General features: G+C 42.1%; 13 protein-coding genes. 8 read left to right on the plus strand and 5 right to left on the minus strand.

All coding sequences use genetic code 11. The features are described 5' to 3' along the window. Positions 1-69 precede the first annotated feature (69 nt). Complete coding sequence (gene guaD, locus HUK62_RS01020; RefSeq protein WP_176536849.1) at positions 70-1,386, minus strand: guanine deaminase; 1,317 nt, start codon at positions 1,384-1,386, stop codon at positions 70-72. A 328-nt stretch (positions 1,387-1,714) separates the two neighbouring features. Here guaD and HUK62_RS01025 point away from each other — a divergent pair, with 328 nt between their 5' ends. Then, a complete protein-coding gene (locus HUK62_RS01025) occupies positions 1,715-2,188 on the plus strand; it encodes a hypothetical protein (RefSeq protein ID WP_176538420.1) in 474 nt (157 codons plus the stop codon). Between the two features lie 381 nt (positions 2,189-2,569). On the opposite strand, the gene HUK62_RS01030 is transcribed toward HUK62_RS01025, so the two are convergent. The 3 genes from HUK62_RS01030 to HUK62_RS01040 all read right to left on the minus strand — a co-directional run bounded on the left by HUK62_RS01030 (position 2,570) and on the right by HUK62_RS01040 (position 5,247). Next, positions 2,570-3,730 carry a glutathionylspermidine synthase family protein gene (locus HUK62_RS01030; RefSeq protein WP_176536850.1) on the minus strand — a complete coding sequence of 387 codons (1,161 nt, stop codon included), beginning with the start codon at positions 3,728-3,730 and terminating at the stop codon, positions 2,570-2,572. A 3-nt stretch (positions 3,731-3,733) separates the two neighbouring features. After that, a complete protein-coding gene (locus tag HUK62_RS01035; protein ID WP_176536851.1) occupies positions 3,734-4,096 on the minus strand; it encodes a hypothetical protein in 363 nt (120 codons plus the stop codon). Between the two features lie 185 nt (positions 4,097-4,281). Next, positions 4,282-5,247: a TerC family protein gene (locus tag HUK62_RS01040; protein ID WP_176536852.1), complete on the minus strand. Its 966-nt coding sequence runs from the start codon at positions 5,245-5,247 to the stop codon at positions 4,282-4,284. A 400-nt stretch (positions 5,248-5,647) separates the two neighbouring features. Here HUK62_RS01040 and HUK62_RS01045 point away from each other — a divergent pair, with 400 nt between their 5' ends. From HUK62_RS01045 to HUK62_RS01055, 3 genes are all read left to right on the plus strand, one after another. Continuing rightward, on the plus strand, positions 5,648-5,932 hold the full coding sequence (locus HUK62_RS01045) for a GNAT family N-acetyltransferase (RefSeq protein WP_062031177.1): 285 nt from the start codon (positions 5,648-5,650) through the stop codon (positions 5,930-5,932). Between the two features lie 39 nt (positions 5,933-5,971). After that, a complete protein-coding gene (locus tag HUK62_RS01050; protein ID WP_004697494.1) occupies positions 5,972-6,256 on the plus strand; it encodes a GNAT family N-acetyltransferase in 285 nt (94 codons plus the stop codon). A gap of 81 nt (positions 6,257-6,337) precedes the next feature. After that, positions 6,338-6,721 carry a hypothetical protein gene (locus HUK62_RS01055; protein WP_176536853.1) on the plus strand — a complete coding sequence of 128 codons (384 nt, stop codon included), beginning with the start codon at positions 6,338-6,340 and terminating at the stop codon, positions 6,719-6,721. A gap of 59 nt (positions 6,722-6,780) precedes the next feature. Here the strand turns inward: HUK62_RS01055 and mpl are convergent, their stop codons facing one another. Next, positions 6,781-8,148, minus strand: a complete 1,368-nt coding sequence (mpl, locus tag HUK62_RS01060) for a UDP-N-acetylmuramate:L-alanyl-gamma-D-glutamyl-meso-diaminopimelate ligase (protein ID WP_062031185.1) — start codon at positions 8,146-8,148, stop codon at positions 6,781-6,783. 255 nt (positions 8,149-8,403) lie between these two features. Between mpl and HUK62_RS01065 the strand changes: the two genes are divergently transcribed. The 4 genes from HUK62_RS01065 to HUK62_RS01080 all read left to right on the plus strand — a co-directional run bounded on the left by HUK62_RS01065 (position 8,404) and on the right by HUK62_RS01080 (position 12,632). Then, a complete protein-coding gene (locus tag HUK62_RS01065; protein ID WP_104221713.1) occupies positions 8,404-8,742 on the plus strand; it encodes a DMT family protein in 339 nt (112 codons plus the stop codon). Between the two features lie 192 nt (positions 8,743-8,934). Beyond that, positions 8,935-9,447 carry a 5-(carboxyamino)imidazole ribonucleotide mutase gene (gene purE / locus HUK62_RS01070; RefSeq protein ID WP_176536854.1) on the plus strand — a complete coding sequence of 171 codons (513 nt, stop codon included), beginning with the start codon at positions 8,935-8,937 and terminating at the stop codon, positions 9,445-9,447. 15 nt (positions 9,448-9,462) lie between these two features. Beyond that, positions 9,463-10,584, plus strand: a complete 1,122-nt coding sequence (locus HUK62_RS01075) for a 5-(carboxyamino)imidazole ribonucleotide synthase (RefSeq protein ID WP_058870639.1) — start codon at positions 9,463-9,465, stop codon at positions 10,582-10,584. Between the two features lie 764 nt (positions 10,585-11,348). Further along, entirely contained in the window at positions 11,349-12,632 is a 1,284-nt protein-coding gene (locus tag HUK62_RS01080; RefSeq protein ID WP_218015306.1) for a lytic murein transglycosylase, read from the plus strand. Positions 12,633-12,717: the final 85 nt, after the last annotated feature.

The following is a 12,717-nucleotide window of genomic DNA, read 5'->3' on the forward strand; positions in this document are numbered from 1 at the left end:
TGGTTTAGAGGCGAAAATCAAAGTTGTTTCAAAACTCGATTAGCTGCTTAAATTTTCGCTATTTGCTACTTAGTTTTGCACATAGGCTTTCTGACCAAAAATATAAGTCGCATGAATATTACGGTCATCACCCATGGTCATTAGGGCAAATAACGCATCTTCAATCCCTTTTGCACGTTGCTGACGTAATGCTTGCAGCGCAGTTGCTTTGAGATCGAGCACAACAAAGTCGGCTTCTTTGCCCAAATTAAAGTTACCGAGTTTATCATCCAAGCTCAGTGCTTTGGCACCGCCAAGCGTAGCGTGATAAAGCGACTCAAACGCGGACAGTTTATCACCCTGAAGCTGCTGCACTTTATAGGCTTCATTGAGGGTTTGTAGTTGGTTAAAAGAGGTCCCTGCACCAATATCGGTACCCAGCCCAACTTTTACCTGCTTTTCCCAAGTTTTATTCAATGGAAATAAACCACTGCCTAAAAATAGGTTGGAGGTCGGACAGAAAGCAATGGCAGAGTCAGTCTGATGCATGCAGTCCCACTCAGCCTCTTCTAAGTGCACGCAGTGGGCAAAGACCGAATGCGAACCGGTTAAACCAAAGTGATGATAAACATCGAGATAACCTTGCTGTTCAGGGAATAAGTCTTTTACCCAAGCAATTTCATTTTTATTTTCACTTAAATGCGTATGCACATAAACATCTGGGTATTCAGCTTTGAGCTGCCCTGCTTTAGCCAATTGCTCTGGTGTTGAGGTTGGAGCAAAACGTGGCGTAATCGCATACAGGTTACGGCCCTTGCCATGCCATTTCTCAATCAGTGCTTTAGAGTCTGCATAAGCACTGTCAGGCGTGTCGCACAGGTCTTCAGGTGCATGACGATCCATCATGACTTTACCTGCGATCAGGCGCATCTGGTGCTGCCCTGCTGCTTCAAATAAAGCATCGACTGATTCGGTATGCACAGTACAGAAGACCAAGGCTGTGGTGGTGCCATTTTTTAGCAGTTCTTGCACAAAGAATTGGGCAATCTGGTCGGCATAGGCTTTATCTGAAAATTGTAATTCAGTTGGGAAGGTATAGGTATTGAGCCATTCGAGTAGCTGTTCACCATAGGCCCCCACCATTTCTGTTTGTGGAAAATGAATGTGGGTGTCGATAAAACCCGGCACAATCAATTGTTCAGGATAGTGCTGAACCTCGACGCCAATAGGAAGGTGCTGTTGCCCCTCCTGCCAAGATCCAAACCATTGGATTTTGCCATTTTGGCTAATCAGTAAACCATCTTCTACGTAACGCACTTGGTCGTGAATTTCACGCGCTTGGGCAACCGTATTCTGAATATCTAGGAAGCGACCGCGAACCGCCGTCGTTGCAACTACAGAAGACATTTTAAACCTGTGTTTTGACTTTTTTTCGATTGATTGTACCGTAAACTGGATTTTTTTCACGGCTATTTAATGAAGTTTTTATGTGTGTTGTGAACGCTAGATTTTAAATGAAAGACTGGAGCAGTATTTTCTAAAAAATTGAACTGTTTTGAGGCCAGTCATGTACCTGTGCCATCGATAAGATCATGATTTTTTATGCAATACATAAGCACAAGCTTTGAGCTTAAATGATTCAATCTATTCGCAAAATTTTGTTGAGAAAGTCTTTATCTTTAAATGCTGAGTCAGTACAGTGTCGACATTGATAAAATAAGAGACAATGACCCGCATGTATTTTTGGAATACCAAAGCATTAGCACATGAATTATCTAGCAACACCCTCGATAAAAAGCATTATAAAAATTATTACTTAGTCACCGCCTTACTGGTTTCAGTGGTGTATTACTACGGCATGTATTCACCCTATGGGGATGTTCGTGTGATTGGTGTTGAGGGACTTCTGACTTTATTGATTATGTTTATCGGGATTCAAAGCGCTTACAAAGCCAATGGCGGCGATGATGGCGAGCATTTCTTAGGTCGAATCACAGCGTTGTCTTTTCCCATTTTGGTACAAACCACTGTAGCTGGTGTTGTCTTTGGTGCATTGTTATTGGGGCTTTATTTTGCTTTTAATCTAGAAGGCACGGCGTTTGATGATTGGTATGAGTGGACTATTTCACTGTTTACCATCTTCCTGCAAATCTTGTTTTTCACGCGTTTGGTGTCTTATATGAAGCGGGTTAAAGCGCATACCATCTAAGCTTGAAAAAAATATTGTTTTCGAATGTATGCCTGTCAGTTTTAGATTTGACAGGCATTTTCTTTTTCAATTTAAACTTTATTTGATACACGGAAGCGTCATCCGCAATCTGCGTAGTGTTTGGAATAGATTATTTTTGCAACACAAATTTTTTAATTATAGAAAGTGAACAGGTTTTGCGGAGGACAAATGCTTTTCTTACGAAGCTTCGCTTCTCATTTGGCGAAACAAAAGAATAATTGAGCTCCCAGTATTGAACTTAAAAAAGATAAGACTCCGCCGTGAATAACCTAAAAGTGATGGTGCTCCTACTAAAACGCCTGAACAGACCCATATTAATTTTTGGACAGATATTTTAAATAGGTGATTTAGAGCGCCACTTTATTCCACAAAATAATGCGCAGCAAAATGCGCATCATTGCCGATCACATCAAATACATCTTCACGCAGTGACATCCCCGCACATTCATCCCCGACCATCCAAAGTCCCAAGGTGGGCAGCATGCCTTCATGCAACGGAGTTTTTACCCAGCACTGCATGACATAACCATATTTGTCGTAGTCATCGAAGTAAAAACTACCTGAGGCTGCGCCGCAATCGACATTGTTTTGTAGGATATGAATATTTGCGCCTTCGCGCGCTAAGATGGGCTTACGCACCCATTTCCCTGCGTAGTGGGCGTGCGCATCATAAGCATGGGTTTCTAACAACAATGGATGATTTGGAAAGCGTTTCCATAGCTCAATCAATAGGGCTTTATTGGAGAGCAGCATTTTCCAACACGGTTCAATCCATTCGGTTTCAGGTTTGAGAAACTGTGAAAAATTTTCTTCCCAAATCCATTCCCACGGATACAGCTTAAATAAATGCTGAATCTGTTGCTGATGCAAATCGACAAAGGCGGTGCCATTCCAACCAATGTTTTCCATCGACAGTTCGCTGACATTTAAGCCTGCCTGAAAAGCGGTATCCATGAGGTATTCTAAATTACCCCAATCTTCACGCCCTGCTTCTTGGCAGGCTGCGAAATGGACACGGCTACGTGTAGGATAGAGCTGTTTCCAACGCTCAATCAACTTTTCATGAATGCTGTTGAACTGATCACGGTTTTCAATATTTTCGACCTGTTCAATCCAATGCCACTGTGCAACTGAGGCTTCGAGTAAACCCGTTGGCGTATCGGCATTGTATTCCAGCATTTTGATGGTTTGACCATCATAGGCAAAATCGAAACGGCCATAGAGCATCGGCGCTTGGTTATTCCATGAGTGCTCAATCAGAGGAATCGCTGCTGGGTGGATTTGAAAATATTCGGGATAATGACCGCGTTGAATCATATCCCCTGCCACTTCAAGGCACATCTGGTGTAATTCGTTCGAGGCATCTTCAAGCTGTTCAATTTGCTTGAGGCTAAACTCATAAGCCACCCCTTCTGACCAATACATTGAACCATCCCGCGACGGCAAGTTGTAGTAGTCAAAACCAATCTCTTGATGCGCCTGTTGCCAGTTTGCACGCTCAGGGAATAGAACTCGTTTCATGTATTAACCTCCGAATGAGCCCCCGCCACGGCCGAAGCCTCCACGAATGGGTTGGGATTTGGCATGGCTAAAAACGTGAGTCGAGATTCTGGGTGTGCCCATCGAATGACGTCCGCGAGCTTTCAAGACTTTGCCCATGTAACGGACTTTACGGTTGTTTTTATAATATTGTGGGCCGATATAAACCCCAGTAGAGCCACTATAGCTCGATTCACTATTTTCGTTAGCAGGTTCGCACAGTTCAAAATGCCAGTCTTGGTAGCAGTTGTATTGGTTATTGTAAACATCCTGTTGTAGGGTTTTAGAACCGCTACATGCCGTGAGTAAAACGGGCACTACAACAAGAGTTAATTTTTTGGTACGCATGGATGAGCAACCTTCAGGTTCTTTTATTTTTACAGGTAAAACCAAGGGTTTTAAGCCCGCTTATCATAGGGAGCTGTTTGCATAAAGTACAGTACATTTGCACAGAAAATCATAGGATTAAGTCTTGTACAATTTAAGATTTAGCCATCAAAAAAGCCTTCACAGAGGAAGGCTTTTTTAAAACATTAGAGGGTGGTTTGATGATGTTTCTTACTGTATCGAATCGACAAGATCGCAGTAATGGTCAGCACCAACACAATAAAGCCCAGTGAAATCCAAATTGGCATGTGGAACACATCCAGCATGAGCATCTTAAAGCCGATGAATACCAAGATAATACCTAAACCATACGGGAGGTAATGCATCTTGGTTGCTGTACCAGACAACAAGAAGAACATCGCACGTAGACCCAAAATTGCCATTAAGTTTGCAGTCAACACAATAAACGGATCAGAAGTCACCGCGAAAATTGCAGGAATGGAATCCACCGCAAAAATCACATCCGATGCTTCAACTAAAATTAACACCAAGAATAGCGGCGTTGCCCACAACATGCCGTTTTGACGGACAAAGAACTTATTGCCATGCAGTTGCGGGGTAATCCGCATATGTTTACGCAACCATTTTAAGATTGCCATATCTTCGATATTGGTTTCTTCTTCGTTTTGCCCTTTGAAGAATTTGAAACCCGTATACACCAAGAACGCACCGAAGATATACAGAATCCATGAGAACTCTTGCACGAACCACGCGCCAATAAAAATAAAGATGGTACGTAGAATAATCGCGCCCAATACACCATACAGCAATAATTGGCGTTGTAGTGCAGGTGGGATGGCAAAAGCAGCAAAGATCATCAGCCAGACAAAGACGTTGTCGACGGCTAAAGATTTTTCAAGTAAATAACCTGCGAAGTACTCCATGACCTTGGTATTGGCCACAGTGACACCTGCAGTTTGTTGTAAATACAACCAGAGACCTGCACCAAAGAGTGATGCGACGGAAACCCATGCAATACTCCATAACGCGGCGGTTTTGATTTTAACTTCTTGACCTTCTTTTTGTTTAAAGCCTAAAAAGTCGATTAGTAGCATCACGGTAACAATGCCGAAAAAAGCAATGTATAGCCATAAATTGCCGATAGATTCCATGAAATCCTCCACATCCAGCAATCGGCCACAAAAAAACCTTGACCTGCTGCCAGATGAAATAAAATATCTGTGACAACATGATCAAGGTCTTGCCTACATTTTAGCGTATGTATTTTGTGCGCTAAAATGCTCAGATGCCGACTTTTTGCAAAGTGTAATGACGATAATCTGACACGTGAAAGTTATGCATGGCATTGATTTTTCACGTTTGGAGGAGGCTACTCCCCTTGTTCAACATAAATTTGGTTTTGGATTTGATCCAAAAGTGAGCTAAGCATCGCATATTTTTATGGTTTGAGCAAATATTAAAGAAAATTGTAGATGAAATATAAATGAGACAAAATTTTGCTTCAATTTGTGGCAAGCTAAAAAAGCAGCATAATCAGCTAGAGGAATAATAATGAAAATTCAACATCAAGAAACAGGTAGTAAAGGCGAAGTTTTTGTTGAGCAAGAAAACGAGCGTGTGGCGGAAATGACTTATAGTTGGGCTGGGGATGATAAATTTATTATTGATCACACTTGGGTCAGTGAGTTGCTGCGTGGGCAACATGTGGGGCGTCAGTTATTGGATGTTTTGGTTAACTTTGCCCGTGATAAGGGCGTGAAAATTTTACCCTTGTGTCCGTTTTCCAAATCGGTATTCGACAAAGATCCATCTATTCATGATGTTTTATTCCACTAAGATAGAGAACGATAAATCAATCCATTCAACGAGTGTGCTATGCAATTTCAACATGTAGATCGCGATCAAAAAGGTGAGTTTTTTTTAAATAATGCAGACGGTCAGCGCATTGCTGAAATTAGCTATATTTGGCGGGACGAGACAACCATTGATGCCAACCATACTTGGGTTGATGATTCACTGCGGGGTCAAGGTGTGGCGCGTTTGCTGTTGGATACTCTGGTTGATTTTTCACGTGAGAAAAACCTGAAAATTATCCCGACTTGTTCTTATGTCGATGTGATGTTTCGCCGTGAGAAAAGTTTTGAGGATGTCGCGGCTTAATTGTTCACAACATTCATCGCGGTTCTAAGCGTTAAACTAAAATGATATAGCTGCCATTGCAGTTCTAATTTGGACTTTGCAATGCTGAACATGATGGAATTAAAGTATATGAAGACGCTTTTATCTATTGCCCTATTCTGTTCAGTTGCCCCTTTATTACATGCTGAAGATTGTGTAAAACTTGAGGAAAAGGCAGAACAAAAAGAAGTTCAGATTATTCCACGTTGGGGCATGAAAGTGATAGCTCCAACCAGAGTGTATTTTCATTCAGCACCGAGCAATGCTTGTAAAATCAAAGATCTGTTTATGATTAAAAATGACCATATCACTGCTTATAGCACCTATGATGATGGCCAAGAACAGTGGGTTTCGATCATGTATTTCAGCAAACGCTTGGGAGACACGGTTCAAGGTTGGTCAAAACTAAAAGACTTTGAATATACGGGTACGATGTCTGGTTTTTAATTGGATACGCTTGTAAAAAAAACCCGCCATATGCGGGTTTTTTTTTCTAATGGGACAATTTATTCTGCGTTCAAGGCGCTAATCAATTTTTGGTGTAAACCACCAAAGCCGCCATTGGACATGATCACAACCGCATCGCCCTCGCCTGCATCACTGACGATGGTATGGATAATGTCATCCAAAGTGCGTGCAACTACTGCCTTGTTGGGTGCAGCCGCAATGACAGGTTGCAAGTCCCAGTCTAAACCTTCTGGTTGATACCAAATCACTTCATCGGCCAAACGTGCAGAGTGCGCAAGTCCATCTTTATGGCTTCCCATACGCATGGTATTTGAACGTGGTTCAATAATCGCCCATAACTTACGTTCGCCTAAACGCTTACGTGCGCCTTCCAGCGTCGTATCAATTGCGGTTGGGTGATGGGCAAAGTCATCATATACTTCAACGCCACGTACTGTACCTAAAAGCTCCATACGGCGCTTCACGCCGCCAAAGTTAGATAGGGCTTCACACGCTGTTTCAATGCTCACGCCGACGTGTTCAGCCGCAGCGATAGTCGCCAAAGCATTGGCTACGCTGTGCTGCCCTGTCATGTTCCATTGCACCGTGCCTTTCACCACGCCGTGTTGGAGTACTTTAAAATGCGAACCATCAGCACTGAGTTGTTCGGCATACAATTCAGACTTGTCGTGGGCCTCTAAAGAGGTACGAACCACAGGTGTCCAACAGCCCTGCTCTAAAACTTCATCAATATTGCTTTCAGTAATCGGAGCAATGATACGACCTTCACTTGGAATGGTACGAACCAAGTGATGGAATTGTTTTTGAATCGCTGCTAGATCATCAAAAATATCGGCATGGTCAAATTCAAGGTTATTTAAAATGGCTGTTTTGGGGTGGTAATGCACGAACTTCGAACGTTTGTCGAAAAAGGCAGAATCATATTCATCGGCTTCAACACAGAAGTATTTGCCAGCACCTAAACGCGCACTTTCAGAGAAACCTAACGGTACACCGCCAATCAGGAAACCTGGCTCTAAACCTGCCTGATCCAATACCCAAGCCAACATGGTGGTGGTGGTGGTTTTACCATGGGTTCCTGCTACGCCAAGTACGTGTTTACCTTGGAGCACATGATCGGCCAAAAATTGTGGGCCTGAAATATACGGCAAGCCTTCATTGAGCATGTATTCAACGGCATCAATCCCACGTTTCATCGCATTGCCGACGATGACTAAATCAGGATGCGGTTGTAAATGACTGCGGTCATAACCTTGCATTAAGGTAATGCCTGCATTTTCGAGTTGGGTCGACATGGGAGGATAAACGTTTAGATCCGAACCCGTCACTGTGTGGCCAAGATCACGTGCTAAAAGCGCTAAAGACCCCATAAAGGTGCCACAAATACCCAAAATATGCAGATGCATTCCGCCTCACTCCACTGCTTTTATAGACACATCACGTATTGTTGGTGCTGTTGTCGTGATTAATTCGATGTGAAAGCAACCATAGCAAGGCGCTTAGCGAAAAGATAGTGATTCTTGTATCTAATCGTTTAATTATTCTGCGGCTTGAGCAGTGCTTTTATTTTGTAAAAAAATAGGCTGAAAAGTGCAATATTTGCTGAATTTTCTAGCAAAAAACGTAGAATAAAATGCTCCTAAACTCAGCGATTTTGCTTCATGTCCCTGCCCTTTATTTTATTGATTATTGCCAACTGTTTTATGACACTTGCATGGTATGGACACTTAAAATTTTTGCCGGGTGTACCGCTTTGGCAAGCCATTTTATTTAGCTGGTTCATCGCGTTGGTGGAATACAGTTTTATGATTCCTGCGACCCGTATGCTGTCACAGCAAGGCTGGTCAATGGGTGAAATGAAAATCACCCAAGAAGTGGTGACGCTCTTGGTTTTTGTACCGTTTATGATTTTCTTATTTAAACAGCCTTTTAAGCTCGATTATTTATGGGCAGGACTGTGTTTATTTGGTTGTGTGTATTTTGTCTTTCGCAGCCAATAAATCAAAAAGTGAGGCTACAGTCCTCTTTTTATTTAAGTTTTATGCTACGCCATAAAAAAACAAGAAAAATCTGCATTTAGTTGTACGGTTAAATTTTGGAGAGCTGAAAAATCAGTCTATAATACGGGGCTCTTATTAAAGCTTGGCGCTAGTCGAGATTTATCTCTCTTAACTATCTCTGGAAACATTGCAATGAACGCGGCCGCTTCACAAGACACTCCTCTCGTTGGAATTATCATGGGTTCTCAATCAGATTGGACCACTCTCGAACACACTGCCAATATGCTTAAGCAACTTGGTGTCCCATTTGAAGCGGAAGTTGTGTCTGCGCACCGTACGCCAGATCGTCTTTTTGAATATGCTGAACAAGCACGTGACCGTGGTATCCAAGTGATTATTGCGGGTGCAGGCGGTGCGGCGCATTTACCGGGAATGTGTGCGGCGAAAACTGATTTGCCTGTACTGGGTGTGCCAGTGAAGTCTTCGATTTTAAACGGTGTCGATTCACTGTTATCCATTGTGCAAATGCCTGCAGGTATTGCAGTGGGTACTTTGGCAATTGGTCCAGCAGGTGCAACCAATGCCGCGATTATGGCAGCACAAATTTTAGGTCTGACACGTCCTGAAATTGCAAAAAATGTAGCCGATTTCCGTGCTGCACAAACTGACAAAGTCGCAAGCAACAATATTCCAGGCCAAGCTTAATACGGGGCATTCCTCATGAATAAAACCATCGGTATTTTTGGTGGTGGGCAGCTGGGTCGCATGATGGCGCAAGCGGCTTTGCCACTGAATATTCAATGTACGTTCTTTGATGTGAGTACAGACTGCCCTTCAGCGGCTTTAGGAACGGTGATTTCAAGCAAAACTGAAAATGGTTTACAAGACTTTATTGCCAGTGCAGATGTCTTCAGCCTTGAGTTTGAAAATACGCCTTTGTCTGATGTTGATGTTTTGACCAAGCAAAAAGATATGCATCCGCCGCGTCAGGCTTTAGCCATTGCACAGCATCGCTTGTCTGAAAAAGCGTTATTTGATGAGCTTGAGATTCCTGTTGCGCCTTATAAAGCGGTAGATTCACTAGAAAGTTTAAGCGCTGCGGTTGCTGAGCTAGGCTTACCGATTGTACTGAAGACAGCCACAGGTGGCTATGATGGCAAAGGTCAGTTTGTATTGCGTTCTGAACAACAAATTGAACAAGCATGGGCTGAATTAGGCCCTGCTGGAAGTTTAATTGCAGAAAGCTTTGTGACCTTCTCGCGTGAAGTTTCGATCATTGCGGTACGTGGTCAAAATGGCGATGTGAAAACCTGGCCATTGGCTGAAAACCATCACCATCATGGTATTTTGTCGCATTCGATTGTCCCTGCACCGAATAGTGCGGACTTACAACCCGTTGCACAAGACTACATCACTCGCCTATTGAATCATTTGAATTATGTTGGCGTGTTGACCTTAGAACTGTTTGTCACAGACAAAGGTTTGTATGCCAATGAAATGGCGCCACGTGTGCATAACTCAGGACACTGGTCGATTGAAGGCGCAGTATGCTCTCAGTTTGAAAACCATATTCGTGCAGTCGCAGGCTTACCCTTGGGTTCAACAGAAGTAGTTCGCCCTACGGTCATGATCAATATTATTGGTCAGTATCCACAGTCTGAACAAGTCTTGGCCTTAGAAGGTGTACATCTACATCTTTATAATAAGGAAGAACGTGAAGGCCGTAAGATTGGTCACCTGACTTTAATGCCGAATGACACTACTCAACTCACGATGCTATGTCGTCAGTTGGCGAAAATTTTACCGAATCCATTGGCACTGAGCGAAGATATGACCATCTAAAGCTTCAGTTGTTGTTAAAAAAAGCGATCACGATAGTGGTCGCTTTTTTATTTGGATTCATTCAGGCATGATTGCGCCTCTTTGAAAAAAGTGACCGTTTATCGGATCAAAATTAAAATAAATTGCATGTTTTTTATCCGTTTAAATAAAATTAGCGCATAGAAAAATAAACTGAAAGCAAAATAAAGCGAGTTTTGTGTGGAGAAGCACGTTTAAAACAGAGCCCACAATTGAATGTGACACTGATGTTCACCTAAAAGAAAGTGAAACAGTAGAGAGCTCTATCAACTTGGGTATGTGGATATCTTTTCAAGTATGTTTTGAATTTAAAAGTGGGTTTTAAATTTAAATCGAGTGTTTAAATTTAAAATGAATTTAAAAGTTTTGATGCTGTTTGAATTTAAATTCAAAACAATAAATTTAAAGTCTGTGAGATGAATTTAAAGTTTTGAATTTAAAAATATTGAGCTTGGGTTTCGAAGTTTAATTCTTTGTATATTTTTGATTATGAAGGTTAAATAAAAATGTGGATAAAATAAATTTAAAACAAGATGATTGAATTTAAAGTGCTTGCTGAGTCAAAGATTGTTTTTGAATTCAAAAGTTGAGATATGGGGTGCTATGGATAAGTGGTTTTAAATTTAAAGGATGGTTTTGAATTTAAACCAGAATGAATATTCATTTACGTTTTGATTCAGAAAAGTGAAATAGAAAGTGTTAAGGTTAAAAGCATAATTTAGAGATAAAGAATCATTAGGGATTTTATGCACCGTTTTGCTTTTCTTTTAGGTTCATTTTTTTTAGCGGCGACTCAGGCGAATGCTGAGCTTATTATTAATGGTCAAAAAGTTACAGGCAGTTCGAATGTCGCAACTTCCGATTATCGTCCTCAGAATTCATTTCAAAGCTGTATTGCCAATTTAAAAAACCAAGCGATTTCGAATGGTGTGTCTGCGTCCACTTATGATCGCTACACACAAAATTTAGCGCCTGATTATTCTGTGATTGAAAAATTAAATTACCAACCTGAATTTTCCACGCCTATTTGGGATTATTTGTCAGGATTGGTGGATGATGAGCGTGTTGCAGTAGGTCAGCAAAAATTGGGGCAGCATCGTGAAGTGTTGAATCGTGTTGCGGCAGCATATGGTGTGCCTGCGGAGACCGTGGTTGCCGTGTGGGGCGTGGAAAGTAATTTTGGCGATATTTCAGGTAAATATCCATTATTACAAGCTTTAGGCACATTGAGTTGTGAAGGGCGCCGCCAAAGCTATTTCCGTGGAGAGTTTTTTGCCGCTATGCGTATTTTACAGCGTGGCGATTTAACGGAGCCACAACTGAAAGGCTCATGGGCAGGTGCGTTTGGCCATACCCAGTTTATGCCATCGACGTATGAAGAGCTGGCCGTCGACTTTGATGGCGATGGACGCCGTGATTTGGTGTCGAGTACTACAGATGCTTTAGCATCAACAGCCAATTTCCTCAAAAAACGCGGTTGGCAAACTGGGCAACCTTGGGGATTTGAAGTGAAAAATCCGCAAGCGATCTCTCTGAGTGGTGAAAGTCGTCGCAATAAGAAGTCCTTATCTTACTGGATGCAAAATGGCTTGGTACGTGCAGATGGCTCAGCGTTAATTCAAGGCAATTTATCTTCTAGCTCGCAAGCGGGGTTGATGGCACCTGCTGGTGAAAATGGTCCACTGTTTTTAGTGTTTAAAAACTTTGATGCAATCTATAGTTATAACGCAGCAGAAAGTTATGCATTAGCGATTGTGCATTTGTCAGACCGTTTACAAGGGCAAGGCGGTTTTAGTACAACTTGGCCAACTGATGATGCAGGCACTTCACGTTCTGAACGTCGTGAAATTCAGCAGTTTTTACTGAATCGTGGCTATGATATTGGCGCGGTAGATGGTTTGATTGGTGATAAAACTCGTCAAGCCATTCGACAGGAGCAAATCCGTTTAGGTTTAAGTCCGACGGGACGAGCGGGACAGCAAATTTTAAAAGCCTTTCGTCAGGAAAATGCCAAGTTGATGATGCGTTAACATTAACAGCAAAAAATCGCTGAGATAGATAAAAAGCTAGTCGGTTATTCACCTGACTGGCTTTTTTGATTTGCACTGGTTGCGA

The sequence above is a fragment of the Acinetobacter sp. NEB 394 genome (genome assembly GCF_013374795.1).
Classification (GTDB): domain Bacteria; phylum Pseudomonadota; class Gammaproteobacteria; order Pseudomonadales; family Moraxellaceae; genus Acinetobacter; species Acinetobacter johnsonii.

What these genes read in the sequence shown, in the direction of transcription:
- guaD (WP_176536849.1), bottom strand. Translation starts at nt 1,386, where the DNA reads ATGTCTTCTGTAGTTGCAACGACGGCGGTTCGCGGTCGCTTCCTAGAT.
- HUK62_RS01025 (WP_176538420.1), top strand. Translation starts at nt 1,715, where the DNA reads ATGTATTTTTGGAATACCAAAGCATTAGCACATGAATTATCTAGCAAC.
- HUK62_RS01030 (WP_176536850.1), bottom strand. Translation starts at nt 3,730, where the DNA reads ATGAAACGAGTTCTATTCCCTGAGCGTGCAAACTGGCAACAGGCGCAT.
- HUK62_RS01035 (WP_176536851.1), bottom strand. Translation starts at nt 4,096, where the DNA reads ATGCGTACCAAAAAATTAACTCTTGTTGTAGTGCCCGTTTTACTCACG.
- HUK62_RS01040 (WP_176536852.1), bottom strand. Translation starts at nt 5,247, where the DNA reads ATGGAATCTATCGGCAATTTATGGCTATACATTGCTTTTTTCGGCATT.
- HUK62_RS01045 (WP_062031177.1), top strand. Translation starts at nt 5,648, where the DNA reads ATGAAAATTCAACATCAAGAAACAGGTAGTAAAGGCGAAGTTTTTGTT.
- HUK62_RS01050 (WP_004697494.1), top strand. Translation starts at nt 5,972, where the DNA reads ATGCAATTTCAACATGTAGATCGCGATCAAAAAGGTGAGTTTTTTTTA.
- HUK62_RS01055 (WP_176536853.1), top strand. Translation starts at nt 6,338, where the DNA reads ATGCTGAACATGATGGAATTAAAGTATATGAAGACGCTTTTATCTATT.
- mpl (WP_062031185.1), bottom strand. Translation starts at nt 8,148, where the DNA reads ATGCATCTGCATATTTTGGGTATTTGTGGCACCTTTATGGGGTCTTTA.
- HUK62_RS01065 (WP_104221713.1), top strand. Translation starts at nt 8,404, where the DNA reads ATGTCCCTGCCCTTTATTTTATTGATTATTGCCAACTGTTTTATGACA.
- purE (WP_176536854.1), top strand. Translation starts at nt 8,935, where the DNA reads ATGAACGCGGCCGCTTCACAAGACACTCCTCTCGTTGGAATTATCATG.
- HUK62_RS01075 (WP_058870639.1), top strand. Translation starts at nt 9,463, where the DNA reads ATGAATAAAACCATCGGTATTTTTGGTGGTGGGCAGCTGGGTCGCATG.
- HUK62_RS01080 (WP_218015306.1), top strand. Translation starts at nt 11,349, where the DNA reads ATGCACCGTTTTGCTTTTCTTTTAGGTTCATTTTTTTTAGCGGCGACT.